Raw genomic sequence first — 22,741 nt, 5'->3', positions numbered from 1 at the left:
TTCGCAGAATCCACAGGTGACGATCGCTTTTCGCCTCAGCGCCCGCCGCTGAGCAGCGGCGACCAGGTCGGGTCGGAGGCGAAGGCCGGGGTCGGCACGGGCACTTCGACGCGCCCGGTGATGTCGACCATATAGAGCTTGCCGCCGGACTGTCCGCCGGGATCGCGGAAGAACATCAGGTACTGGCCGTTCGGCGCCCAGTTCGGAGCCTCGTTGTGGAAGCCCTCGGTCAGGATACGCTCGCCCGAGCCGTCCGGCCGCATCACGCCGATGGCGAAGCCGCCGCCGCCCTGGCGGGTGAAGGCGATGAGATCGCCGCGCGGCGACCAGGAGGGCTGCGAATAGCGGCCCTGGCCAAAGGAGATGCGCTGGCCCTCGCCGCCGCCGGCCGGCATCACGTAAAGCTGCTGCTGGCCGCCGCGGTCGCTCTCGAAGACGATGCGCGAGCCGTCAGGCGCATAGGAGGGCGAGGTGTCGATCGCCGCCGTCGAGGTCAGGCGCTGGGTCGTGCGCGAGCCGATGTCGATGGCGTAGAGATTGGCGTTGCCGCCCTGCTGCAGCGAGAGCACGACGCGCTGGCCGTTCGGCGCGAAGCGCGGGCTCGAGCTCATATCCGGGAAGTTGCCGACGATCTGGCGCTGGCCGGTCTCGATGTTGAGGACCTGTACGCGCGGCTGCTCGCCCTGGCGCTGCGACATGAACGCGACGTCCTGCGAGATCGGGGAGTAGCGCGGCGTCACGACCGAGACGTCGCCATTGGTCAGGTAGCGCACATTGGCGCCATCCTGGTCCATGATGGCGAGGCGCTTGCGGCGGGTCTCCTTCGGCCCGGATTCGTCGACGAAGACGACGCGGGTATCGAAGAAGCCGCCGAGCCCGGTGATCTTCGAGAAGATCGCATCCGAGATGATGTGACCGACGCGGCGGTTGTTGCTCGGGTCGGTGAAATATTGCTGGCCGTCGGTCTGGGTGCCGGTGGCGACGTCCCAGAGCCGGAACTCGGCGCGGATGCGGCCGGCCTCGCGGGAGACGCGGCCGGTGACGAGGGCCTGCACGCCGGCGGCCTGCCAGGCCTGGAACTGCGGCGCCGCGTCGAAGGGCGGGTTCTTCTCGGGATGGCGGCTCTTGTCGATGGGGGTGAAGTAGCCGCAGCGCTTCAGGTTGTTGGTGATCACGCCGGAGACGAGCACGCCGCCTTCGCCGCCGAAATCGGCGATGGCGATCGGCATCGGCTGGAAGGCGCCGCCGGTCAGATTGATGATGAGCTCGGCCTTGGCCGCGGTGGGCAGCAGCAGCGCTGCGCCGGCGGTGGCAAGGAGACGGCGGCGGGTGGGCGCAGCCGCGAGACGGGGAAGGGGGGTGCGGTCGATCATCGGGGTCACATGACGTCCCTGGCGTCGAAATTGACGACGACATCACGCCAGTCGTCGTAATAGGAGGCGAATTGAGCCGGGATGCGCAACGGCGCGCAGCGGCGGGTGGCGGTCAGCGCCGAATCGGCGGCGACCCGGAAGAGCGGATCGGCGGACGAATTGATCACGCCGGGCTGGCCGATGAGCGAGCCGTCGGTGTTGAGCTTCATCCGCACGGACGGCACGACATTGCTGCCGCCACGGGCGTTGGCGAGCGCGATCGGCACGTTCCAGCACTTCAGGAGCTGATCCTGGATGATGCCGATGAGCTGGGCCCTGAGCGAGGGGCTGAGCTTCTGCGAAGACCCGCGCTCGGTGCCGAGCGAGGCTGTGCGGTTGATCTGTGGCGCCGAAGAGCCGGAGGATTGCGCCTTCTCCTTGGACTGGAGCAACTTGGCGATGTCGCTGGCGTTGAAGTTCTTGGCGATCTCCGCCTCCTTCTTCGCCTTGGCCTCCGCCTCCTGCTTCGCCTTCGCCGCGGCGGCGATCTTCGCCTTCTGCTCGGCCTCCGCCTTTGCCTTGGCGGCCGCCTCCGCCTTTTCCTTCGCAGCCTTGTCGGCTTCCGCCTTGGCGAGCGCCTCGGCCTTGGCCTTGGCATCGGCGGCGCGCTTGGCAGCCTGGGCGTCGGCTTCCGCCTTGGCCTTGGCGGTGGCCTTCGCCTCCTCCTCGGCCTGTTTCGCCTTCGAGGCGAGTTCAGCCTCCTCGGCGAGCTTGGCCTGTTCCTCGCGCTTCTGCTCGGCCTCGCGGGCGGCAGCAGCCTCGCTCTTCTGCGGCGGCTGCTTGGCGGGCTCGGGCGGCTTGGTCTCGGGCTTGGGCTGTTCGGCCGGACGGGCCGGCGGCGGAGGCGTCGAGGCGTTGTTCTCGGCGGTCTTCAGTTCGACCGGGCGCGAGGGCGGGGCGGGCGTATCGGTCTTGGCCTCGCCGGCTTCCTTGCGCTCGACCATTTCGGACTGACGCTCGGCACGCGGGGTGGGCTGGGCCTGGACCTTCTCGGCGCTGCGCTCGCCACGCGTCACCTGGTTGAGGGCACTGGGATCGATGACCTCGACGGCGATCGCCTCCTCGTTCTCCGGCAGCGGCGTCGGCGACGAGAACGCCAGCAGCCCCGCGACGAGGAACGTCACGTGGCCGAGCGCCGACACCAGCATGCCAGGTTCGGAGGTCGAAAGCTTCACGCCCTGAACACCCTTACTCTCTCAACCTTCAGCGGCTCGCGGGCTCGGTGACGAGCGCGACCCGCTTGAAGCCGGCGGCGGTGATGGTCGACATCACCGAGGCGACGCGGCCGTAATCGACCAGCTTGTCGCCACGAACATAGACGCGCTCGTCGAAGCCCTGCTTGGCCAGGCCCTGGAGCTTGGCGACGAGATCAGGCTCGAGCGTCGGCTCGTCCTGCAGGAAGATCTGGCCCTTGCTGTCGATGGCGATGGTCAAGGGCTTCTGGTCGACATTGATCGGCTTGGCGCCGGTCTGCGGCAGGTCAAGCGGGACGCCGGTCGCGATCAGCGGGGCTGCGACCATGAAGATGATGAGCAACACCAGCATGACGTCGATGAACGGCGTCATGTTGATCTCGGCGATGGCGCCGTGGCGGCGCCCGCGCCGGCCCCGGCGACCGGAGCCCTTTGCGCCTGAAGCGGCTGACATACCCATCGATCAGCCCCTCACGCGGCCATGCGTTCGTCGATCTGCCGCGACAGGATCGCGGAGAACTCGTCGGCGAAGGCTTCGAGACGGCCTTGCGCCTTGGCGACCTCGGCCTGGAGCTTGTTGTAGGCCATCAGCGCGGGAATGGCGGCGAAGAGGCCGATCGCGGTCGCGAAGAGCGCTTCGGCGATACCGGGCGCGACGACGGCGAGCGAGGAATTCTTGGAGACCGCGATGGCGGTGAACGAGGTCATGATGCCCCAGACCGTACCGAACAGGCCGATGAAGGGAGCCGCCGAGGCGATGGTCGAGAGCACGAGCAGCTTGGATTCGAGCCGCTCGGTCTCGCGCTGGATGGTGACGTCGAGCACCTTGTCGATGCGCTGCGACAGGCTGGCGACCGAGCGGCCGCCATTCTCGAAGGAGCGCTTCCACTCGCGCATCGCCGCGACGAAGACCGCGGCCATGTCGTTGACCGGCTTGCCGGCGAGGTCGCGATAGAGCTCCTCGAGCGAGCGGCCGGACCAGAACACCTCCTCGAAGGCGTCCATGTCCTTGCGCGTCCGCCGATAGAGCAGGGTCTTGTCGACGATGATCGACCAGCACCAGACCGAGGCGCCGATCAGGCCCATCATGACCAGCTTGACGACGATGTGGGCGTGCCAGAACAGCGTCCAGAACGACATGTCGATCTGCGGCGCGGCCTGCGCGACGTCGGCGGGGTTCATCCTGTCATCCTTCTCACCCAGGCGGTACGGCCGATGATGGGTGCCTTGCGGCTCCAACCCGGTCCAAGCCCCGCCGCTTGCGTCGCGGGAGCCCCACGCCGCCGCCCGATCCGCGATCCGGGGAAATGCCGTATCCCTCCAATCGCGCGTGAATCCGGCGAAAGATGGGCCGAAACAGGGTTTCCCACGGAACGCATGCTCCAGACCGAGTTAAGCATCCGGCAAGGTTAATGTCGGGTATACGCGGGAGATGAGGCGCAGGCGCGGCGGCAGAAATGCTGCGGGCGCCTTCGCCATTCGGTCGCAGGGGATGACGGTGTCGTCGGGATTGCGTAGGTCGCGTAGCCTTACGCAGCGGGGGCTGCCATAGCGCGTCCGGCACTCGTCAATTGTGCTTGTCCCGAATGCGGTTGAGTTCTTTCGTCATGGGATTGTCAGGGCGCCGCGGACGCCTGACCGATAGAGTTTTGCCTGCCGCGCCTATTTGAGCTTCACCAATGACGCGCTCCCGATCATCGCTGCCTCGAATGCGATACTGAGGCTCACCGTCGACGCGAGTCGGCAGGACCGCTACGATCTCATAAACTCCAATGGCGTCCTGATCGTGAAAGCCGAACGACAGGCTGACCTTCTCCCCAATCTTATAGTGATGCGTCATCAATCTTTCCTCGATGCTGATTACGCCGACAGCAAAGAACCGGCCTAAAGTCGCTCAGATGCGCTCCTGCAGTGACAATGGCCGGCAGTCGCTGGCCAAATGGCGCGTGGGCCTTCAGGCGGCCCTGTCGAACTCTCGCAACGGACGCCCGACCACTGTCATGTAGCGATCCGTCCAATTGGTCACGGCAAGCTCGACGGCGGAGCCGCCATCGCAGTGAAGGAGGACCTTGTACGAAAACTCGCTTGGATCGGTGAGCGCCGTATCGACGATCAGGTATCCGGCCCAATGATGCTCCTGATGCGTGCCAAACTGGTATTTGACAGGCAACGCCCGGCCACTGCGGAGCGTGACTGAGCCAATTCCGCTGAGCATGGTGTATCTCCGCTTGAGGGCGTCAAAGGCTACGGTCTTCAATGGAGTCCAAAGCTCGACGGCCGTAATCGCGTCGAGATCAGCAGCCCTACTGGGCGATAGCTAACGAGGGGCCTGTCCGCTGCGGCAACCGGCCTTTGAATCGGGACATCAGCCGGCCGAGATTCGTGACGAACCGGACATGCCGCTCGGAATGGCCGGTGACATATGCGACCAACGCATCGCCATTGTTCAAGGTGATCTTGATGGGCTTAAGGAAGCTATCCTGACCAACCGACCGAATGTTGCCTATGAGAATGCCGTAGCATCCAACGCCGACTTCAGAGCGAAAAAGGCAATAGCCAATTGGTAAGTCCGTACCGTCGCGCAGGATCAACCTGCCGTGGCCGGATTTCATGGCTGTCTCGATTTTGATTGCCGGCCGAATTGTTCGGGCGGGAGGAGAGCGCGCAAAGGCAGCGCTCTCTACACAAGGCGCTTGATTGGCGCGAATAGCAAGAAGTACTTGCGTTTATCAAAGAACTTGGCCCGCCAGTCGAGGTCAGATTGGGCCGTTTGGTGGCTGGCGCCCGGCTTCTCGTCGCGGAAAGAAAAAACCCGCCTCGAGATGTCGAGGCGGGCTGGATGCTATCCCGATGACGGGCCTGTCGCGGGGTGATGTCAGGCCGCGTCGGGCTGGGCCGGGGTATTGGCCGGCGGGTTGTTGCGGCGCTCGGTCATGAACTGATCGAACTCGGCCTTGTCGCGGGCCATGCGCAGCCGGCCCAGGAAGTCGTGGAACTCGCGCTGCTCATCCTCGAGCCGGCGGATCGTCTCGTCGCGGTATTCGTCGAAGGCGCGGTTGCCGCTGGTGGGGCCGCCGCGGCCGCCCCAACCACCGAAGCCGCCGCCGAAACGACCCTCGCGGCCGGTCATGCGCTCCCGCAGGCGGTCCATCTTGCCCTGAAGGCGGCTCATCCGGTGCTCGTACCGGTCTCCGGCATATCCACAACCCATGCGTCCACTCCAGAAAAGAAAGGCCAGGGTCGCCAGACCCAGGGGCCAGAAGAGGATGAAGCCGAGAACCGCGAAGGCGATCCAGGCTCCCTTTCCATATTCGTCCAGTTTCTCGACGATCGGCATTGCTCCCTCACCATCCATGAACGTGAATGTAAATCACATTTACATAGATGAGCCCGACCCTGCCGCTTGTCAAGAACGCGGCCCGCGAAAATGAATCAGTCCGGCTTCGGAGGGCTGTTGCGGCCGATGCCGAGGCCCTGGAGATAGATCAGGGTGCCGGCCTCCAGCAGGTCGGACGCCGACATCGGCAGCGGGCGGCGACCGCCATCGGCGCGGCCGAACAGGGCGGCGATGCCATGCGACATCGCCCAGATATGCAGCGCCATCATCAGGGCGGGGGGGCGCTTGCCCTGCGGGAGCTGCGCGATCAGGGCCTCCGATGCCTGACGCAGACAGGCAAAGGCGCTATCGGCGGCGGCCCGCAGCTCGGCGCTGGCGTCCAGCGGCACGCCGGCCTCGAACATCGCGGAGTAATAGGCCGGTTCGTCATGGGCGAAGGCGAGATAGGCGCGGCCGAGCCGGTGAAAGGCAGTCTCCGGATCGGGCCGGCCCTGGTCCCAGGCGCGCGACAGCGCCACCTCGAAGGCCTGGAAGCCGCGGGCCGCGACATCGGCCAGGAGTTCGTCGCGGTCGCGGAAATGGCGATAGGGGGCGGCGGGGCTGACGCCGGCCATGCGCGCGGCCTCGGCGAAGGTGAAGCCGTTCGGCCCTTTCTCCCGGATCAGCCCGAGCGCGGCCCGCACCAGCTCCTCCTTGAGGTTGCCATGGTGATAACCGCGGGGTGTCTCGGGGCGTTCGCGCTTCCAGCTCATGTAAGGAGCGCTAACATGCGGGTGGGGCTGCGTCGACTGTTAGGCGTAACAACACAAGCCCTCATCCTGAGGAGCCGCGTCAGCGGCGTCTCGAAGGATGTTCCAGATGGCTCGGGAGCCTCTTGAAGCATCCTTCGAGACGCGCCTTCGGCGCTCCTCAGGATGAGGGCTCCGGGTGGTTGGCCTTCTCAGTCGTCGAGCATCAACCGTTTGCGCAAACCATCCGGGATGCGCCGGGCCCGGCCGCCGCCGACGCAGGCGACCATGACCTGCGCGGAAATCAGCACCTCCTCGCCGCGCAGCACGCGCTGCTCGATGTCCATGGTGGCGCCACGGGCCGCGATCGAGCGGGTCTCGACCGTCAGCAGGTCGTCCATCACGGCGGGCCGCAGGAAATCGATCGTCATCTTGCGGACCGCGAAGCCGAGCGCCGTCTCGCCGTCGAAGAGCTCGCGCTGCTCGACGCCGAGCGCGCGGATCAACTCGGTGCGGCCGCGCTCCATGAAGCGCAGATAGGAAGCGTGATAGACGACGCCGGAAAAATCGGTGTCCTCGTAATAAACGCGGATGTCGAGGCGGTGGACCCTGCTCATGCTGCTCCGGACGGATATTGCGCGATTGCTGCTGCCATAACCAACAGATGCGGCTTCGGAAAGGCTGGAACTGCTCCGCTGGAGAAGCGTTGCCCGTTGCGTGACCACAGCAACGGAGACCTATCATGGCGCAATCCAGCAAGGCGACCGCGCGGCTGCTCGACAAGGCCGAACGCGATCTCGTCGCTCATAGCCAGCGCGGTGCGATCGGGGCTCTCCCGGACGATGAATTGCGCGATCTCGCCGCCAAGCTGCGCGAGCGGCGCGACAAGGCGCGCGACGGCGCCCGCCGCCAGAAGCGCGAGATGCGCGGCAAGGCCGAGCCGAAGGGCGCCAAGGCGGCCAGCGACAATACCGGAACCAAGGCCAAGGCCGACGCGCTGACGGCAGCGTTGAAGCGCGTCGGTGCCGAGCGCACACGCCGGGCGGAGAAGGCAAAGGTGCCGAGCCAGCGCAGCCTCGCGCGCAAGGCCCTCGCGCTCAAGCAACGCCAGCGGGTGGCTGAGCGCCCCGCCAACCGCACCGCCAGCAAGGGGATGCGGCCGGTCGAAAATCCGAAGGCGGCGAAGTCCGGCGCGTTGAACGATGCCGGGGCTCGCCCGGCGATGATGCGCTCGAAGATCGCGCGTCAGCCATAGGCCGATACCCAGTCCTGCAGGCGTTCAGCGCTTGCAGGGCTTGTTCATGAAGGAGCCGCAGTCATAGGGCTTCGACAGCTCGTCGCGGACCGAATAGTCCTTGCCTTCGAAGCGGTTGACGATGTCGTCGATGCGCCAGCCGCCGCCTTCCTCGACCATGTGGAAGCGCACCGTGACCGGCTGCTTGAAGCTGCGGAAGGCGGCGCTGACTAGGGCCCGACCGTTCGCGGGTTTCTCGGTGACCGTGACCTTGAGGTTCTTCACCTCGCCATCCTGGCCGTTGATGAAGGGATCGGCGCCGACATGGCCGATCTCGCCGGCCTCGTCCTGATAGAGATCGTCGCGGGCGAAGAGGGCAGCGAGACCCTTGCTCATCAGCTTGTCGCGATGCGGCGGGCGCCAGGGCGGCTCGCCCGAGGCGGCCAACGTCTTGACGGTGGCGGCATAAGCGTCCTTCACCGGGCCATCAGGCGTGGTGTCGGCGGCGAATGCATTGCTGGTGGCCAGCAGGCCGAGAGCGAGTGCCGCCGACGAGGCGAAGCGAAGAGCGGGCATGCGCGAACTCCGAAAGCGACTGATCCGATGCGATCAAGCGCGAAGGATGCGATGCCCGCGTCCTTCATATGCGGGACGATGGCCCGGCCTTACTCACCGTCCTCATCGCTGCCGAACAGCCCGAACTGCGCCGTCTCACGCGAGGGTTCCGGCATGCCGAGATGGCGGAAGGCGTGGGGTGTCAGCAGGCGTCCGCGCGGCGTGCGCTGGATGAAGCCCTGCTGGAGCAGGAAGGGCTCGATGATCTCCTCGATGGCGTCGCGCGGCTCGGAGAGCGAGGCGGCGATGGTCTCGATTCCGACCGGGCCGCCGCCGAAATTGATCGCGACGGTGGTAAGATAGCGCCGGTCCATCTGGTCGAGGCCGATGGCGTCGACATCGAGCAGGGAGAGGGCCTTGTCGGCGACCTTGCGGGTGACGATCGGGTCGCCGTCGACGATGGCGAAGTCGCGGACGCGGCGCAGCAGGCGCCCGGCGATGCGCGGCGTGCCGCGGGAGCGCTTGGCGATCTCGTTGGCGCCGTCGTTCGACATCGGCACGCCGAGCACGCGGGCGCCGCGGGCGACGATGCCCTGCAACTCCTCGACCGTATAGAATTGCAGGCGGATCGGGATGCCGAAGCGGTCCCGCAAGGGCGTGGTCAAAAGGCCGGCGCGGGTGGTGGCGCCGACCAGGGTGAACTTGGGCAGGTCGATCTTGACCGAGCGCGCCGCCGGGCCTTCGCCGATGATCAGGTCGAGCTGGTAGTCCTCCATCGCCGGATAGAGGATTTCCTCGACGGCCGGGTTGAGGCGGTGGATCTCGTCGATGAAGAGCACGTCGCGCTCTTCGAGATTGGTGAGCTGGGCGGCGAGGTCGCCGGCCTTGGCGATCACGGGACCGGAGGTCGAGCGGAAATTGACGCCGAGCTCGCGCGCGACGATCTGCGCCAGCGTCGTCTTGCCGAGGCCGGGCGGCCCGACGAAGAGGACGTGGTCGAGCGCGTCGCCACGGCTCTTGGCCGCGTTGATGAAGACCTGGAGATTGGCACGCGCCGCTGCCTGGCCGGTGAAATCGGACAGCGAGAGCGGCCGCAGCGAGGTCTCGCTGTCGTCGTCGCGGCGTTCGGCCGTCATCAGGCCGGAGCGCTTGGGGTCGCTCACAGCGCGATCTCCAGCTCGATGGCGTCGTGGATCGGAATGTCCTTGTACCCTGTCTTGATGATGCCAGGCACGACCGAGCGATAGGCGTCGATCGCTTCCAGATAAAGCCCCGAGAGGCGGAATCCGCGGCGCTGGTAGAAGGTCATGCCGGGCATGTTGTCATTGGTGAGCATGGCTTTCAGTTTTCCGGCGCCGGCCTTGCGTGCCGCGAAGATCACGGCGTCCAGCATGCGGATGGCGACGCCTTCGCCCGGCTTCAGCGAATGGAGTGCGCAGAGATAGGCGCTGTCGCCCCGCACCGTCCAGCTCGCCAGCGCGGCGGTCCTGCCCGAGCTGTCGAACAGGCCGAGCGCATCGATCTCGGCGACGTCGTAGACATGCAGGCCGATCATCATGCTGTGCGAGCCCCAGCTCGCCAGCATGATGCGGCAGAGCTCGGTCTTGTCGGTCACGACGCGCAATTGAAGCTCGTCGGGCGCTTCGCTCACTTCGCCAGTTCCTTCAGGCCCAGCTTGATCAGCTGGGCCGTGCCGGCCCCATCGCCGGCGGCCTTGGCGGCAGCCGCCACGGCAGCCACCGCCTGCGCCCGAGGATAGCCGAGATTGGCGAGCGCGGACACCGCGTCGGCGATCGGCTGCGGCAGCTTCCTGTCCTCCAGCGCGCCTGCGAGCTGCGCCACGCCCGGATCGATATGGCCGAAGGCCGGGGCTTTGTCCTTGAGCTCGGCGCAGAGGCGTTGCGCGAGCTTGGGGCCGACGCCGGGGGCGCGCGCGATCGCGGCCTTGTCGTTGGTGGCGATGGCGGTGGCCAGCCCGCCCGGATCGAGCGTCGAGAGGATGGCGAGCGCGACCTTGGCCCCGACGCCCTGCACGACCTGCATCAGGCGGAACCAGTCGCGCTCATTGTCGGACATGAAGCCGTAGAGGCGGATCGCATCCTCGCGGACATGGGTCTCGATCGAGAGCGCGGCGGCCTCGCCCGGCTGAGGAAGGCGCTGGAGCGTGCGCGCCGAGCACTGCACGACATAGCCGACGCCCTGCACGTCGATGATGACGTGGTCCTCACCATAAGAATCGATCAGGCCCTTGAGCTTGCCGATCATCGATTTTCTCCACGAGTCATCCCGGGCGACCGTAGGGAGACCCGGGATCCATTCCGGAACATGTCTCGGTGAGGTTCCGGAATGGATCCCGGATCTTCGCTTCGCTCCGTCCGGGATGACCCACGCGAGGGAGTGTCGCGAAAAATGTCGCTCGGCAGCATGAGGCTCATGATGCCTTCATCTGCGCGACCAGCGCCTTCATGCCGCGATGCTGGGCATGGCAGATCGCTACGGCGAGCGCGTCCGCCGCGTCGGCCGATGAGGTCTCGGCCTTCGGCAGGAGCACGCGAATCATCGCCTGGACCTGCTTCTTGTCGGCATGGCCGACGCCGACCACGGTCTTCTTGACGAGGTTGGCGGCGTATTCCGCGACATCGAGTCCGGCGAGCGCCGGCACGACCAGTGCGATGCCGCGGGCCTGGCCGAGCTTCAGCGCCGATTGCGGGTCGCGGTTGATGAAGGTCTCCTCGACAGCGGCCTCGTGCGGGCGATGCGCGGCGAGGACCTTGTTCAGGCCCTCGTGCAATTGCCGCAGGCGCTGGCCGAGCGGCAGCGCGCCGTCGCTCTCGACGCAGCCGCAGGCGACGAAGGAGAGCTTGCTGCCTTCGGAGACGACGATGCCCCAGCCGGTCTTCCGGAGGCCGGGATCGATGCCGAGGATGCGAATCGGGGGTGCCATGTCGGGTTCAACCTAGCGGATGTTTCGGATTTGTCCCGCGCCGAGACAGGCCGCGCGATGGGGCTGGATGAATTCCCCTGATCGATGACATCAAAAAGGAAAGTTGTTCTTGCCGCCCGCCCGTGGGCATGGTTCGCCGCATCTTTCTTCCTCATCCGGTGTCATGTCCTTCAACCTGTCTTCCTTCATGCCGGGCCTCACGGCCGATGGCATCGCCGTCCTGCTGGCTGCAACGCTGCTCGGCGGGCTGGTGCGTGGCTTCACCGGCTTCGGCTTCGCGATGGTGTTCATGCCGCTGGCCTCGATGATCCTCGGGCCGGTCGCGGCGCTCGGCCTGATCTGGTTCATCGATCTGCCCTTCGCGCTGCCGATCGCGGCACGCAGCGCCAAGACGGCGGAATGGCGCGAAATCCTGCCGCTGCTGCTGACCGCGACGCTCGCCCTGCCGGCAGGAATCTGGCTGCTGATCTGGCTCGACCGCGAGACGATGCGCTGGGTGCTCGCTCTGCTCGTGCTCAGTGCGGTGGGCCTGATGGCCTCGGGCTGGCGCTATCACGGGCGGCCGACGATCCCGCTCTCGCTCGGGGTGGGCGCCCTGTCGGGGCTGTTCAACGGCATGGCCTCGATCGGCGGCATGCCGCTCGCGGTGTTTTGGCTCGGCGCGCAGCGCAACGACCGGCACAAGACGCGGGCCAACATGCAGGCCTTCTTCGGCGTCTCGACGCTGATCAGCGGCACGGTCCTGTGGTGGAAGGGCATCCTGACCGGTGGGGCCCTCATGATGGCGGTGCCGCTGTTCGCAATCTACGGCGTCGGGCTCTGGGCCGGCACGCATGGCTTCCGGCTGGCTTCGGAGCAAACGTTCCGGCGCGGCGCCTATCTGGTGATCTTCCTGAGCGCGCTGATCAGCCTGCCGCTCTGGGACGCGGTGATCGGGCGATAGGACGCGTCGCGGGTATCCGCGTCCTCACACCATATCAAGGCTTCAAAAACGCAAATGGCCGGGACGAGCCCGGCCATGATGCATGGAGGACGCTGGCTTCAGCTCACGCGCTGAGCTTGGCCATGATGTCGTCGGCGATCTCGAAATTGGCGAAGACGTTCTGGACGTCGTCGTCGTTGTCGAGCGCTTCCATCAAACGCATCATCGAGGCGGCTTTTTCCTCGTCGAGCGGGGCCGTCGTCGTCGGGCGCCAGACCGGCTTGGCCGAGGCGGGGGCGCCGAGTGCTGCCTCAAGCGCCTTGGAGACTTCGTTCAGGGCGTCGAAGGCGCAGAGGATGGTGTGACCGTTCTCGTCCGAGATCACGTCGTCGGCCCCGGCCTCGATCGCGGCTTCCATCACCGTGTCGGCATCGCCAGCCTCCGGCGGATAGCTGATCTCGCCGACGCGGTTGAACATGAAGGAGACCGAGTTGCTCTCGCCCAGCGCACCGCCCGACTTGGTGAAGTAGGAGCGTACGGCGGAAGCGGTGCGGTTGCGGTTGTCGGTCAGGGCCTCGACGATGACGGCGGTGCCGCCGGGGCCGTAGCCCTCGTAGCGGACCTCGTCATAGTTATCGCCTTCGCCGCCGGCTGCCTTGTTGATGGCGCGCTGGATGTTGTCCTTCGGCATGTTCTCGGCGCGCGCGGCAAGCACCGCCATGCGCAGGCGCGGGTTCATGTTGATGTCGGGCATGCCCATCTTGGCGGCGACGGTGATTTCGCGGGCCAGTTTCGAGAACAGTTTCGAGCGCACGGCATCCTGCTTGCCCTTGCGATGCATGATGTTCTTGAACTGTGAATGGCCGGCCATGGGAGCTCGTTACCTTCAGAGGTTGCGGCGGAAAGCGCTGGAAGCCGGCCTTATAGGCGCCGGCTCCGCCCGCGTGCAAGCGCTGCGCACGCCGGAAAGCGTCAGGAAATCCAGGCGTCCGGCACGGCCTGGCTGAGATGCGGGCCGACGCGAACGGCCCAGACCGCTTTCGCCAGGCCGGTGGCATCGTCGATATCGACCGCGACCCCCGAGAGCGTGCCTTCGCCCGTCGCCGGCTCCAGCCTTGCGCCCGGCACCTTCTGCAGGAAGCGGCGGATCGGCTCGTCCTTCTGCATGCCGAGCACGGAATCATAGTCGCCGCACATGCCGGCATCGGACTGATAGGCGGTGCCGCCGGGCAGGATGCGGGTATCCGAGGTCGGTGCATGGGTATGGGTGCCGACAACGAGGCTGGCGCGGCCGTCGAGGAAATAGGCCATGGCCTGCTTCTCGCTGGTCGCCTCGGCATGGACGTCGACGATCACGGCATCGGCGATTTCGCCGAGCGGGCAGGCGGAGAGCTCACGCTCCATCGCGGCGAAGGGGTCGTCGAGCGGATCCATGAACAGCCGGCCCATAACGTTGACGACCAGGACGCGGGCGCCATTGCGGGCCTCGATCACGGTGGCGCCGCGACCGGGCGTGCCGGGTGGATAATTCGCCGGGCGGATCAGCCGGTCCTGCCGGGTGATGAAGACGAGGGCCTCGCGCTGGTCCCAGGAATGATTGCCGAGCGTCACGACATCGGCGCCGGCGGCGAGGATCTCGTCGCAGATCGCCTCGGTGATGCCGAAGCCGCCCGCCGAGTTCTCGCCGTTGATGACGACGCAGTCGAGCTTCCAGGCCTCGCGCAGGGCCGGCAGCCGCTCCTGAACCGCAATCCGGCCGGGGCGGCCGACGATGTCACCGAGGAAGAGAAGACGCATGGAACCGACCTGAAAACTGCGAAGGCTTTCTCCCTCGCGCGAAGGCGCGGGGGAATCAACCGCAGCAGAAGAACTTCCGCGCGAAGGCGCGCGGGAATCAGCCGCAGCGAAGGGTTTCGCGCTCCGTCACGATCCAGTCGAGGCGCCGGTCATGCGGCTCGTCGGGCACCGCGTCGATCTCCTGCGCGCCGTATCCGATGCCGATGCTGACGGTTGGGCCGAGTTCGGAGAGCGCCCGATCGTAATAGCCCTTGCCGTAGCCGATGCGGTAGCCGCGCCGGTCGAAGGCGGCGAGCGGCACGAGCAGGATCGCGGGCTTCAGCTCCGGCTGGTCGGGGGCGGGGACGAGCGTGCCGAAGCCGCCGGGCACGATCGGCTCGTAGGGCGCCCAGCGCCGGAAGATCATGTGCCTGTCGACGATGGCGGGCAGGCAGAGCGGCAGGCCGCGCTCATGCAGGGCTTCGAGGATCGGACGGGGATCGGCTTCCGAGCGCATCGGCCAATAGGCCGAAACCGGGCCGGCACTTCCCCTCCAGACCGGAAGATTCAGAACCTGCGCGGCGATCTCGACGTCCCATTCGAGCCGATTGTCGAGGTCGAGCGCGTCGCGGCGCGCCAGCGCCTCCGTGCGGAGGGCGGCCTTGCGCGGGGAGGGCGGAGCGTGCGTGCCGGGCGTCATCGTCATGAAGGTTGCGGAGCCACCTTGGCCGTGGAGTTTTGAATCCCGGGACACCTACAGAGTAGGTGGGCGCCGTGTGTCCGGTTCCAAGGGATCCGGACAGGGACAGCTCCCTAGGGAGTCGTATGGGCCCGGGGAATGCTGTCTCGCACGCACCAGGCAGCCCCGCTCCGCTTATTTAGGGAAGCCGCCGGCAAAGCGCCAGTGGTACTTTGATGCGTTTGCGCATGGCGCGCCCTCCGGCTGGGCCGGCCGTGAAAAGCGTTCATATTTTGGCCGTGGTGAGCTGATGGTATAGAGACAGCGCGCGACATGTACGGAAACCGGTTTCAGCGATGCTTCGTTCTCTCCTAGCCCGCCATCTCTCCCGCCCGGGACTGGCCGCGTTGGCCCTTTCCGCCGCGCTCGCTGGCGGCGCCGTGCCGGCTTCGGCACAGGATGCCGCCGATCTGCTGGTCCGCACGACGCGCCTCGAGAACCAGTTGCGCCAGATGTCCGGCCAGATCGAGCAGCTCCAGTTCGAGAATCGGCGCTTGTCCGAGCAGCTCCGCAAATTCCAGGAAGACGTCGATTTCCGCCTGAACGAAAAGGGCGGTGGCGGGCGTCCGAATTCGGCTGCTCCCGGACCGACAGGGGCGCCTCCCGCAGGCGCCGCGCCGCAGCGGCATCGCCGCAGCGATGCCTTCGACCCGGCGACGCAGCAGGGCGCGGCCGGCGCGCCGCAGCAACTCGGTGGCGGCGGCGCGATCGCCGGCATCATCGAGGACGACTATGCCGGCGGCCCGGCCACGGGCCAGCCGCTCGATCTCCAGGGCGTCGGGCGCCCGGTGCCGCAAGGCGGGATGCCGCAGGACAGGCCGCGCGGCGCGAGCGTCGCTGCCGCGAGCGGCCCGCAGAGCGCCAAGGAAGCTTACGATCTCGCCTTCGCCTCGCTCCGGCGCAAGGAATACGAGCAGGCCGAAATGGGTTTCCGCCAGTTCCTGCAGAGCTACCCGCGTGACCGGCAGGCGGTCGACGCGACCTATTGGCTCGGCGAGAGCTATCTGCAGCGCCAGCGCTATCGCGAGGCGGCGGAGCAGTTCCTGAAGATCTCCCGGGAATCGCCGAAGGCCGCCAAGGCGCCGGACAGCCTGCTCAAGCTCGGGATGTCGCTCAACGGGCTCGGCGCCAAGGAACAGGCCTGCGCCACCTATGCGAAGGTCGGCGTCGATTACCCCTCGGCCTCCAACGCCGTGCGCCAGGGCGTTGCACGCGAGCGCCGCCGCTCCGGCTGCGCTTGAGCGCGGCTGCCGACGCAAGCGCATTCGCGCCGGTCTCGCTCGCCGAGGCCGGCGCTGCTTTTGAAGGGCTGTCGCGTGAGATGGCCCTCCTCATCGCCGTCTCCGGCGGTCCCGATTCGATCGCGCTGCTGGCGCTTCTCGCCGCCTGGGCACAGTCCTCGGGCCGGCCGCCACTCCATGCCGCGACGGTCGATCACGGATTGCGCCCGGAATCGGCGGAAGAGGCGGCCACTGTCGCGGCATTCTGCGCGACGCTCGGCATCGGCCATGCGACCCTGCGCTGGGAGGGGCTGAAGCCGACCAGCGGCCTGCAGGCCGAGGCGCGGTGCGCCCGCTATGCCCTGCTGGCGAACGAGGCGAGGCGGCTCGGCGGCGCGACGCTGGTCACGGCCCATACGCTCGACGATCAGGCCGAGACGATGCTGATGCGCCTCGCCCATGGCTCCGGGCCTTCGGGGCTCGCCGGGATGCGGGGGCGCAGCGCGGTCAACGGCGTTCCCCTTGTCCGGCCGCTGCTCGGCATCCCGAAGGCACGGCTCGTCGCGACGGCCGATGCGCGGGGGCTTCCTTTCGTGCGCGATCCCAGCAATGCCGACCGACGCTTCGAGCGCGTGCGCTGGCGGGAGACGATGCCGGTTCTGGCGGAACAGGGGCTGACGGCGGAGCGCCTGGGGCGACTGGCGGAACGGATGGCGCGGCTGGACGAAGCTGCCGCGCAGCGGGCCCGCGACGTGCTGGCAGAGGCGATGCTGCCGGACGAAGGCGCGGACAACGGGCTGCGCCTGCGCTTTTCCAGGCTGGCCGCCGAGCCGGAGGAAATCCTGCTGCGGGTCCTGGCGCTGGCGCTCGATGCGGTGGCGCCGGGTGGCGACGGCCATGGCCGGCTGGAACGGCTCGAGGCCTGCGGGGCGGCCCTGATGGATGCGGCGCGCGCCGGCCTCGCATTGCGGCGGACCTTGTCCGGCTGCGTTCTCTCGCTTGGCCGCGACGGCGTGCTGACGCTGCAACTGGAGCCGCCGCGGCGACGCGGCGTTCACCCTTCGGCGTCATAGTGCCGCCACGTCATTGCTTTCCCTTGGCAAGGGCGTGTGCGACACCTAAATTGGTAGTCGGGAAACTCTAGGCCTCATCCGGTTCTTCCGGGAGGCCCGATCGGACTGGGAATGAATCCGAATTTTCGTAATTTCGCCCTCTGGGTGGTGATCTTTCTGCTGGTCCTGGCGCTGGTCACCCTGTTCCAGAGTCCGAGCCAGCGCGCCAGCACCAATGAAATCCCTTACAGCCAGCTGATCAACGAGGCCGAGGCCGGACGCGTATCGAACGTCGTCGTCGCCGGTCAGGAGATTTCCGGCGCCTTCTCGGATGGCCGCAGCTTCGTGAGCTACGCGCCTTATCACGACCCGAACCTCCTGAGGACCATGGCCCAGAAGGGCGTTCAGGTCTCGGCCAAGGCGCCGTCGGAAGGCACGCCGTGGTTCATGGCGCTGCTGGTCAACTCGCTGCCCTTCGTCATCTTCATCGGCCTGTGGATCTTCATGTCCCGCCAGATGCAGAACGGCGCCGGCCGGGCGATGGGCTTCGGCAAGTCCAAGGCCAAGCTCCTGACCGAGGCCCATGGCCGCGTCACCTTCGAGGATGTCGCGGGCATCGACGAGGCCAAGGAAGACTTGCAGGAGATCGTCGAGTTCCTGCGCGATCCGCAGAAGTTCCAGCGGCTGGGCGGGCGCATCCCGCGCGGCGTGCTGCTCGTCGGCCCTCCCGGTACGGGCAAGACCCTGACGGCGCGTGCCGTCGCGGGTGAAGCCAACGTGCCGTTCTTCACCATCTCGGGTTCCGACTTCGTCGAAATGTTCGTCGGCGTCGGCGCGAGCCGTGTCCGCGACATGTTCGAGCAGGCCAAGAAGAACTCGCCCTGCATCATCTTCATCGACGAGATCGACGCGGTCGGCCGCCATCGCGGCGCCGGCCTCGGCGGCGGCAACGACGAGCGCGAGCAGACGCTGAACCAGCTCCTCGTCGAGATGGACGGCTTCGAGCCGAACGAGGGCGTCATCATCATCGCCGCGACGAACCGTCCGGACGTGCTCGATCCCGCGCTGCTGCGGCCGGGCCGTTTCGACCGGCAGATCGTCGTGCCGAACCCGGACGTCGCCGGCCGCGAGAAGATCCTGCGCGTGCATGTCCGCAAGGTGCCGATGGCGCCGGATGTCGACCTCAAGATCCTGGCCCGCGGCACGCCCGGCTTCTCGGGCGCCGACCTGATGAACCTCGTCAACGAGGCGGCGCTGCTGGCAGCGCGGCGCGGCAAGCGCATGGTCACGCATGGCGAATTCGAGGACGCCAAGGACAAGGTCATGATGGGCGCCGAGCGCAAATCCATGGCGATGTCCGAGGAAGAGAAGAAGCTGACCGCCTATCACGAGGCCGGTCACGCCATCGTCGGCCTCTATGTCCCGGCCGGCATCCCCGTGCACAAGGCGACGATCATCCCGCGCGGCCGTGCGCTCGGCATGGTCAAGTTCCTGCCGGAGGGCGACCGCTACTCGATGAAGTTCAAGGAGTTCACCTCGCAGCTCGCGGTCGCCATGGGCGGGCGCGTGGCGGAGGAAATGACCTTCGGACGCGAGAACGTCACCTCGGGCGCCACCGGCGACATCCAGCAGGCGACCAAGATGGCCAAGGCCATGGTCACGCAGATGGGCTACTCGTCCGAGCTCGGCATGGTCGCCTATGGCGACAATCAGGAAGAGGTCTTCCTGGGTATGTCGATGGGGCGCAGCCAGTCGGTCTCCGAGTCGACGGCGCAGAAGATCGACGCCGAGGTCAAGCGCCTCGTCGACGAGGGCTATGCCGACGCCAAGAAGATCCTCACCGATCATCACGAGGAGTTCGTCGCGGTGGCCGAGGCGCTGCTCGAATTCGAGACGCTGACCGGCGAGGAAATCCGCGACCTGATCGCCGGCAAGCGCCCTGTGCGCGATGCCGACGACACGCCGCATGCTCCGCGCGGCTCGGCCGTCCCGAGCGCGGGCAAGGGCCGCAAGCGCGGCGAACCGGATGCCGGCCTGGAGCCGCAGCCGCAGGCCTGAGGCGAATCGAGTGGATTACGAAGGGCGGCCGAGAGGCCGCCCTTTTCGTTTGCCCGGGCGCGATGTCACGCTCCGTCATAATTTGTGAGAAGGCGGAAAGGTTTTTTGGCTATAGAACGCCGGAAACGGGCGCGATGCGCTCCATGGAACCGAATCACGATGACGCGCAAATATTTCGGAACGGACGGCATTCGCGGGCGGGCGAACGGCGTCATCACGCCGGACCTCGCTCTGAAGGTCGGCCAGGCGACGGGCCTCGCCTTCCGCCGCGGCGAACATCGCCACCGTGTCGTGATCGGCAAGGATACCCGCCTCTCCGGCTACATGATCGAATACGCCATGGTTGCAGGCTTCACCTCGGTCGGCATGGACGTGATGCTGCTCGGCCCGATACCGACGCCGGCGGTCGCCATGCTGGCACGCTCGATGCGGGCCGATCTCGGCGTGATGATCTCCGCCTCGCACAACGCCTATGAGGACAACGGCATCAAGCTGTTCGGCCCCGATGGCTACAAGCTCAACGACGAGGTCGAGCGCGAGATCGAGGCGCTGATCGATGGCGACCTGACGCCCCGCCTTTCCGCCTCGCCGAAGCTCGGCCGGGCCAAGCGCATCGACAGCGCCGATGCGCGCTATGTCGAGTTCGCCAAGCGCACCATGCCGCGCAACATGAGCCTCGAGGGGCTGCGCATCGTGCTCGATTGCGCCAATGGCGCCGGCTACAAGGTGGCGCCGGAAGCGCTGTGGGAGCTGGGTGCCGAGGTCATCGTCATCGGCAACGAGCCCGACGGCTTCAACATCAACCACGATGTCGGTTCGACCCACCCCGCGACGCTGGTGGCGAAGGTCAGGGAATTGCGCGCCGATGTCGGCATCGCGCTCGACGGCGATGCCGACCGGGTGCTGGTGGTCGATGAGCAGGGGCACATCGTCGATGGCGACCAATTGATGGCCGTGATCGCGCGCTCCTGGCTGGAGGACGGCCGGCTCTCGGCGCCGGGCATCGTCGCAACGATCATGTCCAATCTCGGGCTGGAGCGGTATCTCGCTGGTCTGGGCCTGTCGCTGGCCCGGACCGCGGTCGGCGATCGCTATGTGCTGGAGCACATGCGCAACCACGGCTTCAACCTCGGCGGCGAGCAGTCGGGCCATATCATCCTCTCGGATTTCGGCACGACCGGCGACGGTCTCGTCGCGGCGCTGCAACTGCTTGCCGTGGTCAAGCGGATGGACAAGCCGGTCTCGGAAGTCTGCCACTGCTTCGAGCCGTTGCCGCAGATCCTCAAGAATGTCCGCTACAAGAAGGGCCGTCCGCTGGAGGAGAAGCAGGTGGTCAGCGCGATCGAGGCGGCGAAGCTGCTGCTCGGCGAGAGCGGCCGCCTGGTGATCCGCCCCTCCGGCACCGAGCCGGTGATCCGCGTCATGGCCGAGGGCGATGACCGCGACCTGGTCGAGCGTGCTGTCGACGATGTCGTCGAGGCGGTGACCAAGGCTGCGGCCTGATAAAGGGCACGTCACGCTCGGGCTTGAGCCCTGAGCATCTCCTGCCGGAGGAGGCTCCGGTGCTTTCTCGTCATGAGATTCTCGGGTCTGCGCTTCGCTTCGCCCGAGAATGACGGATAGGCCTCACACCACCGAGGTCAGGCCGCCATCGACCATCAGCAGGTGGCCGTTGACGTAGTCGCTCGCCGCCGAGGACAGGAAGATCGCGGCGCCGGCCAGCTCTTTCGTCTCGCCCCAGCGACCGGCCGGGGTGCGGCTGCAGACCCAGTTCGAGAAGGCCTCGTCGGCGATCAGCGCGGCGTTGATCTCGGTGGCGAAATAGCCGGGGCCGATGGCATTAGCCTGGATATTGTGCTTGCCGAGTTCGGCGGCGAGGCCTCGTGTCATCATCTTCACCGCGCCCTTGGACGCCGTGTAGGGGATGATGGTGGCGCGGCCGAGCTCGCTCATCACCGAGCCGATGCTGATGATCTTGCCGCGCTTGCGCGGCACCATGCGCTTCGTCACCGCTTGGGTGACGTAGAACACCGAATGCAGGTTGGTGTTGATCACGTCGTGCCAGCCCTCGACCGGGAATTCGGTGATCGGCGCGCGCTTCTGCATGCCGGCATTGTTGATGAGGATATCGATCGGGCCGATCTCGGCCTCGATCATGGCGACGCCGGCCTCGACCGCCTTCTGGTCGGTGACGTCGAAGGGCGCGATCGAGGCCTTGCGGCCGGCCGCGATCAGCGCCTGCTGCGCCCGTTCGAGCTTCGCCTTGTCGCGCCCGTTCAGCACGACATGGGCGCCGGCATCCGAGAGCCCCTCGGCCAGCGCGAGGCCGATCCCCTGGCCCGAGCCGGTGACGAGCGCGATCTTGCCGGCGAGACTGAACAGCGACAGCGACATGGCGTATCCTCGCAAAATGCCGGATGCGGCGATTTCGGTTTGCGCCCGGGGCGCCGCTTTGGGTAAGCAGGTTTCAATCGATTAGACAATGGTGCCGCGCGCCGTCGCGCGGTGAATTCGGGAGCGTGCCATGCGTGCCGTCGTCATTCATGCCGAGAAGGATCTGCGGGTCGAGCCGACGACCGCGCCCGAACTCGGGCCGCGCGACGTGCGCGTGCGGATCGAGGCTGGAGGCATCTGCGGCTCGGACCTGCATTACTACCTGCATGGCGGCTTCGGCACGATCCGCGTGCGCGAGCCGATGATCCTCGGCCATGAGATCGCCGGCCGGGTCGAGGCGATCGGCGGCGAGGTCTCGCGGGTGAAGCCGGGTGATCGCGTCGCCGTCAATCCGAGCCGCGCCTGCGGCCATTGCCGCTATTGCCAGATGGGTTTGCAGCAGCACTGCACCGACATGCTGTTCTACGGCTCGGCGATGCGGTTCCCGCATGTGCAGGGCGGCTTCCGTGATGTGCTGGTGGTCGAGGAGCGGCAGGCGGTGAAGGTGGCGCCGCGCGTCACGGCGGCCGAGGCTGCCTTCGCCGAGCCGCTCTCGGTCTGCCTTCATGCCGCCAAGCGGGCTGGACCACTGCTCGGCAAGCGCGTGCTGGTGACGGGAGCCGGGCCGATCGGTGCGCTGACCATCCTGGCCGCCAAGGCGGCGGGCGCCTCCGAGATCGTCGCGACCGACGTTGTCGACGGGCCGCTACCGGTCGCCCGCAAGATGGGTGCGACCGCGACGGTCAATGTCGCGGCCGAGCCCGAGCGGCTCAAGGCTGAGTACGGCGCGGAGAAGGGCGCCTTCGACGTGATGTTCGAGGCGTCCGGCAACCAGCACGCGCTGACCGGTGCCTTCGACGTGGTCAGGTCGGGCGGTGTCATCGTCCAGATTGGCGTCGGCGGCCAGTTCACGCTGCCGATGAATGTCGTCGTCGCCAAGGAATTCGACCTGCGCGGTTCCTTCCGCTTCCACGAGGAATTCGACTGGGCGGTGGCGATGATCGGCTCGGGCTCGATCGACCTGTCGCCCTTGCTGACCGCATCGATCCCGGTCGACCGGGCGGTCGAGGCGTTCGACCTTGCCGCCGACAAGTCGAAGGCGATCAAGGTTCAGCTCGACTTCGCCTGATGACCGGTT

General features: G+C 67.0%; 26 protein-coding genes and 1 other RNA gene. 7 read left to right on the top strand and 20 right to left on the bottom strand.

Annotated features, from left to right (window positions below):
* Positions 1 to 35: 35 nt before the first annotated feature.
* The 10 genes from tolB to ybgC all read right to left on the bottom strand — a co-directional run bounded on the left by tolB (position 36) and on the right by ybgC (position 7,287).
* On the bottom strand, positions 36 to 1,373 hold the full coding sequence (gene tolB / locus ASE61_RS19865; protein ID WP_082617571.1) for a Tol-Pal system beta propeller repeat protein TolB: 1,338 nt from the start codon (positions 1,371 to 1,373) through the stop codon (positions 36 to 38).
* A 5-nt stretch (positions 1,374 to 1,378) separates the two neighbouring features.
* Positions 1,379 to 2,587 carry a cell envelope integrity protein TolA gene (gene tolA / locus ASE61_RS19860; protein ID WP_061969842.1) on the bottom strand — a complete coding sequence of 403 codons (1,209 nt, stop codon included), beginning with the start codon at positions 2,585 to 2,587 and terminating at the stop codon, positions 1,379 to 1,381.
* Between the two features lie 28 nt (positions 2,588 to 2,615).
* Positions 2,616 to 3,065 (bottom strand): ExbD/TolR family protein, encoded by a 450-nt coding sequence (locus ASE61_RS19855; protein ID WP_061969840.1) that lies wholly within the window; start codon positions 3,063 to 3,065, stop codon positions 2,616 to 2,618.
* 11 nt (positions 3,066 to 3,076) lie between these two features.
* Positions 3,077 to 3,787 (bottom strand): protein TolQ, encoded by a 711-nt coding sequence (gene tolQ, locus ASE61_RS19850; protein ID WP_061969839.1) that lies wholly within the window; start codon positions 3,785 to 3,787, stop codon positions 3,077 to 3,079.
* A 385-nt stretch (positions 3,788 to 4,172) separates the two neighbouring features.
* Complete coding sequence (locus ASE61_RS26635) at positions 4,173 to 4,445, bottom strand: hypothetical protein (RefSeq protein ID WP_156407170.1); 273 nt, start codon at positions 4,443 to 4,445, stop codon at positions 4,173 to 4,175.
* 114 nt (positions 4,446 to 4,559) lie between these two features.
* Positions 4,560 to 4,820 carry a hypothetical protein gene (locus ASE61_RS19840; protein WP_156407169.1) on the bottom strand — a complete coding sequence of 87 codons (261 nt, stop codon included), beginning with the start codon at positions 4,818 to 4,820 and terminating at the stop codon, positions 4,560 to 4,562.
* Between the two features lie 88 nt (positions 4,821 to 4,908).
* Positions 4,909 to 5,217 (bottom strand): hypothetical protein, encoded by a 309-nt coding sequence (locus ASE61_RS19835; RefSeq protein WP_061969834.1) that lies wholly within the window; start codon positions 5,215 to 5,217, stop codon positions 4,909 to 4,911.
* Between the two features lie 263 nt (positions 5,218 to 5,480).
* Positions 5,481 to 5,942 (bottom strand): DUF2852 domain-containing protein, encoded by a 462-nt coding sequence (locus ASE61_RS19830; RefSeq protein WP_061969832.1) that lies wholly within the window; start codon positions 5,940 to 5,942, stop codon positions 5,481 to 5,483.
* Positions 5,943 to 6,037: 95 nt separating this feature from the next.
* Positions 6,038 to 6,694, bottom strand: coding sequence for a TetR/AcrR family transcriptional regulator (locus tag ASE61_RS19825; protein ID WP_061969830.1), 657 nt, complete (start codon positions 6,692 to 6,694; stop codon positions 6,038 to 6,040).
* 188 nt (positions 6,695 to 6,882) lie between these two features.
* Positions 6,883 to 7,287, bottom strand: coding sequence for a tol-pal system-associated acyl-CoA thioesterase (ybgC, locus tag ASE61_RS19820; protein WP_061969828.1), 405 nt, complete (start codon positions 7,285 to 7,287; stop codon positions 6,883 to 6,885).
* A 125-nt stretch (positions 7,288 to 7,412) separates the two neighbouring features.
* Here ybgC and ASE61_RS19815 point away from each other — a divergent pair, with 125 nt between their 5' ends.
* The gene (locus tag ASE61_RS19815) at positions 7,413 to 7,925 is read left to right on the top strand and encodes a hypothetical protein (protein WP_061969826.1); all 513 of its coding nucleotides are present in this window, start codon (positions 7,413 to 7,415) and stop codon (positions 7,923 to 7,925) included.
* 24 nt (positions 7,926 to 7,949) lie between these two features.
* On the opposite strand, the gene ASE61_RS19810 is transcribed toward ASE61_RS19815, so the two are convergent.
* The 5 genes from ASE61_RS19810 to ruvC form a co-directional block, all read right to left on the bottom strand.
* Positions 7,950 to 8,480, bottom strand: coding sequence for a DUF3828 domain-containing protein (locus ASE61_RS19810; protein WP_061969824.1), 531 nt, complete (start codon positions 8,478 to 8,480; stop codon positions 7,950 to 7,952).
* Between the two features lie 89 nt (positions 8,481 to 8,569).
* Positions 8,570 to 9,595, bottom strand: coding sequence for a Holliday junction branch migration DNA helicase RuvB (ruvB, locus tag ASE61_RS19805; RefSeq protein ID WP_061970288.1), 1,026 nt, complete (start codon positions 9,593 to 9,595; stop codon positions 8,570 to 8,572).
* Positions 9,596 to 9,618: 23 nt separating this feature from the next.
* Positions 9,619 to 10,110 carry a hypothetical protein gene (locus tag ASE61_RS19800; protein WP_061969822.1) on the bottom strand — a complete coding sequence of 164 codons (492 nt, stop codon included), beginning with the start codon at positions 10,108 to 10,110 and terminating at the stop codon, positions 9,619 to 9,621.
* The gene (ruvA, locus tag ASE61_RS19795) at positions 10,107 to 10,724 is read right to left on the bottom strand and encodes a Holliday junction branch migration protein RuvA (protein WP_061969821.1); all 618 of its coding nucleotides are present in this window, start codon (positions 10,722 to 10,724) and stop codon (positions 10,107 to 10,109) included. Before ruvA ends, ASE61_RS19800 begins: the two co-directional genes overlap by 4 nt.
* A 166-nt stretch (positions 10,725 to 10,890) precedes the next feature.
* Positions 10,891 to 11,403 carry a crossover junction endodeoxyribonuclease RuvC gene (ruvC, locus tag ASE61_RS19790; RefSeq protein ID WP_061969820.1) on the bottom strand — a complete coding sequence of 171 codons (513 nt, stop codon included), beginning with the start codon at positions 11,401 to 11,403 and terminating at the stop codon, positions 10,891 to 10,893.
* A gap of 109 nt (positions 11,404 to 11,512) precedes the next feature.
* Between ruvC and ASE61_RS19785 the strand changes: the two genes are divergently transcribed.
* On the top strand, positions 11,513 to 12,346 hold the full coding sequence (locus ASE61_RS19785; protein ID WP_210171890.1) for a sulfite exporter TauE/SafE family protein: 834 nt from the start codon (positions 11,513 to 11,515) through the stop codon (positions 12,344 to 12,346).
* Positions 12,347 to 12,449: 103 nt separating this feature from the next.
* Here the strand turns inward: ASE61_RS19785 and ASE61_RS19780 are convergent, their stop codons facing one another.
* From ASE61_RS19780 to ssrS, 4 genes are all read right to left on the bottom strand, one after another.
* Positions 12,450 to 13,196 carry a YebC/PmpR family DNA-binding transcriptional regulator gene (locus ASE61_RS19780; RefSeq protein ID WP_061969818.1) on the bottom strand — a complete coding sequence of 249 codons (747 nt, stop codon included), beginning with the start codon at positions 13,194 to 13,196 and terminating at the stop codon, positions 12,450 to 12,452.
* A 101-nt stretch (positions 13,197 to 13,297) separates the two neighbouring features.
* Complete coding sequence (locus ASE61_RS19775) at positions 13,298 to 14,122, bottom strand: TIGR00282 family metallophosphoesterase (RefSeq protein ID WP_061969817.1); 825 nt, start codon at positions 14,120 to 14,122, stop codon at positions 13,298 to 13,300.
* Between the two features lie 97 nt (positions 14,123 to 14,219).
* A complete protein-coding gene (locus ASE61_RS19770) occupies positions 14,220 to 14,807 on the bottom strand; it encodes a 5-formyltetrahydrofolate cyclo-ligase (protein WP_061970286.1) in 588 nt (195 codons plus the stop codon).
* Between the two features lie 6 nt (positions 14,808 to 14,813).
* A non-coding RNA gene (gene ssrS, locus ASE61_RS19765) (6S RNA) lies at positions 14,814 to 14,970 on the bottom strand.
* 166 nt (positions 14,971 to 15,136) lie between these two features.
* On the opposite strand from ssrS, the gene ybgF reads away from it, so the two are divergent.
* The 4 genes from ybgF (at position 15,137) to glmM (ending at position 20,673) form a co-directional block, all read left to right on the top strand.
* Positions 15,137 to 16,081: a tol-pal system protein YbgF gene (ybgF, locus tag ASE61_RS19760; RefSeq protein ID WP_061969815.1), complete on the top strand. Its 945-nt coding sequence runs from the start codon at positions 15,137 to 15,139 to the stop codon at positions 16,079 to 16,081.
* An 80-nt stretch (positions 16,082 to 16,161) separates the two neighbouring features.
* The gene (gene tilS / locus ASE61_RS19755) at positions 16,162 to 17,133 is read left to right on the top strand and encodes a tRNA lysidine(34) synthetase TilS (RefSeq protein ID WP_082617607.1); all 972 of its coding nucleotides are present in this window, start codon (positions 16,162 to 16,164) and stop codon (positions 17,131 to 17,133) included.
* A 111-nt stretch (positions 17,134 to 17,244) separates the two neighbouring features.
* Positions 17,245 to 19,170 carry an ATP-dependent zinc metalloprotease FtsH gene (gene ftsH / locus ASE61_RS19750; protein ID WP_061969811.1) on the top strand — a complete coding sequence of 642 codons (1,926 nt, stop codon included), beginning with the start codon at positions 17,245 to 17,247 and terminating at the stop codon, positions 19,168 to 19,170.
* Between the two features lie 159 nt (positions 19,171 to 19,329).
* Entirely contained in the window at positions 19,330 to 20,673 is a 1,344-nt protein-coding gene (gene glmM / locus ASE61_RS19745; RefSeq protein ID WP_061969809.1) for a phosphoglucosamine mutase, read from the top strand.
* Positions 20,674 to 20,796: 123 nt separating this feature from the next.
* Here glmM and ASE61_RS19740 read toward each other — a convergent pair whose 3' ends face one another.
* Positions 20,797 to 21,564, bottom strand: coding sequence for an SDR family oxidoreductase (locus ASE61_RS19740; protein WP_142113099.1), 768 nt, complete (start codon positions 21,562 to 21,564; stop codon positions 20,797 to 20,799).
* A gap of 130 nt (positions 21,565 to 21,694) precedes the next feature.
* On the opposite strand from ASE61_RS19740, the gene ASE61_RS19735 reads away from it, so the two are divergent.
* Positions 21,695 to 22,732 (top strand): L-idonate 5-dehydrogenase, encoded by a 1,038-nt coding sequence (locus tag ASE61_RS19735; RefSeq protein WP_061969807.1) that lies wholly within the window; start codon positions 21,695 to 21,697, stop codon positions 22,730 to 22,732.
* Positions 22,733 to 22,741: the final 9 nt, after the last annotated feature.

The organism is Allobosea sp. Root670, assembly GCF_001429415.1.
In the GTDB taxonomy this organism is placed as follows: domain Bacteria; phylum Pseudomonadota; class Alphaproteobacteria; order Rhizobiales; family Beijerinckiaceae; genus Allobosea; species Allobosea robiniae.
The sequence above is the reverse complement of the archived record's forward strand: the minus strand, read 5'-3'. Positions and strand labels throughout refer to the sequence as shown.

What these genes read in the sequence shown, in the direction of transcription:
- tolB (WP_082617571.1), bottom strand. Translation starts at nt 1,373, where the DNA reads ATGATCGACCGCACCCCCCTTCCCCGTCTCGCGGCTGCGCCCACCCGC.
- ASE61_RS19855 (WP_061969840.1), bottom strand. Translation starts at nt 3,065, where the DNA reads ATGGGTATGTCAGCCGCTTCAGGCGCAAAGGGCTCCGGTCGCCGGGGC.
- tolQ (WP_061969839.1), bottom strand. Translation starts at nt 3,787, where the DNA reads ATGAACCCCGCCGACGTCGCGCAGGCCGCGCCGCAGATCGACATGTCG.
- ASE61_RS26635 (WP_156407170.1), bottom strand. Translation starts at nt 4,445, where the DNA reads ATGACGCATCACTATAAGATTGGGGAGAAGGTCAGCCTGTCGTTCGGC.
- ASE61_RS19840 (WP_156407169.1), bottom strand. Translation starts at nt 4,820, where the DNA reads ATGCTCAGCGGAATTGGCTCAGTCACGCTCCGCAGTGGCCGGGCGTTG.
- ASE61_RS19835 (WP_061969834.1), bottom strand. Translation starts at nt 5,217, where the DNA reads ATGAAATCCGGCCACGGCAGGTTGATCCTGCGCGACGGTACGGACTTA.
- ASE61_RS19830 (WP_061969832.1), bottom strand. Translation starts at nt 5,942, where the DNA reads ATGCCGATCGTCGAGAAACTGGACGAATATGGAAAGGGAGCCTGGATC.
- ASE61_RS19825 (WP_061969830.1), bottom strand. Translation starts at nt 6,694, where the DNA reads ATGAGCTGGAAGCGCGAACGCCCCGAGACACCCCGCGGTTATCACCAT.
- ybgC (WP_061969828.1), bottom strand. Translation starts at nt 7,287, where the DNA reads ATGAGCAGGGTCCACCGCCTCGACATCCGCGTTTATTACGAGGACACC.
- ASE61_RS19815 (WP_061969826.1), top strand. Translation starts at nt 7,413, where the DNA reads ATGGCGCAATCCAGCAAGGCGACCGCGCGGCTGCTCGACAAGGCCGAA.
- ASE61_RS19810 (WP_061969824.1), bottom strand. Translation starts at nt 8,480, where the DNA reads ATGCCCGCTCTTCGCTTCGCCTCGTCGGCGGCACTCGCTCTCGGCCTG.
- ruvB (WP_061970288.1), bottom strand. Translation starts at nt 9,595, where the DNA reads ATGACGGCCGAACGCCGCGACGACGACAGCGAGACCTCGCTGCGGCCG.
- ruvA (WP_061969821.1), bottom strand. Translation starts at nt 10,724, where the DNA reads ATGATCGGCAAGCTCAAGGGCCTGATCGATTCTTATGGTGAGGACCAC.
- ruvC (WP_061969820.1), bottom strand. Translation starts at nt 11,403, where the DNA reads ATGGCACCCCCGATTCGCATCCTCGGCATCGATCCCGGCCTCCGGAAG.
- ASE61_RS19780 (WP_061969818.1), bottom strand. Translation starts at nt 13,196, where the DNA reads ATGGCCGGCCATTCACAGTTCAAGAACATCATGCATCGCAAGGGCAAG.
- ASE61_RS19775 (WP_061969817.1), bottom strand. Translation starts at nt 14,122, where the DNA reads ATGCGTCTTCTCTTCCTCGGTGACATCGTCGGCCGCCCCGGCCGGATT.
- ASE61_RS19770 (WP_061970286.1), bottom strand. Translation starts at nt 14,807, where the DNA reads ATGACGATGACGCCCGGCACGCACGCTCCGCCCTCCCCGCGCAAGGCC.
- ybgF (WP_061969815.1), top strand. Translation starts at nt 15,137, where the DNA reads ATGCTTCGTTCTCTCCTAGCCCGCCATCTCTCCCGCCCGGGACTGGCC.
- tilS (WP_082617607.1), top strand. Translation starts at nt 16,162, where the DNA reads ATGGCCCTCCTCATCGCCGTCTCCGGCGGTCCCGATTCGATCGCGCTG.
- ftsH (WP_061969811.1), top strand. Translation starts at nt 17,245, where the DNA reads ATGAATCCGAATTTTCGTAATTTCGCCCTCTGGGTGGTGATCTTTCTG.
- glmM (WP_061969809.1), top strand. Translation starts at nt 19,330, where the DNA reads ATGACGCGCAAATATTTCGGAACGGACGGCATTCGCGGGCGGGCGAAC.
- ASE61_RS19740 (WP_142113099.1), bottom strand. Translation starts at nt 21,564, where the DNA reads ATGTCGCTGTCGCTGTTCAGTCTCGCCGGCAAGATCGCGCTCGTCACC.
- ASE61_RS19735 (WP_061969807.1), top strand. Translation starts at nt 21,695, where the DNA reads ATGCGTGCCGTCGTCATTCATGCCGAGAAGGATCTGCGGGTCGAGCCG.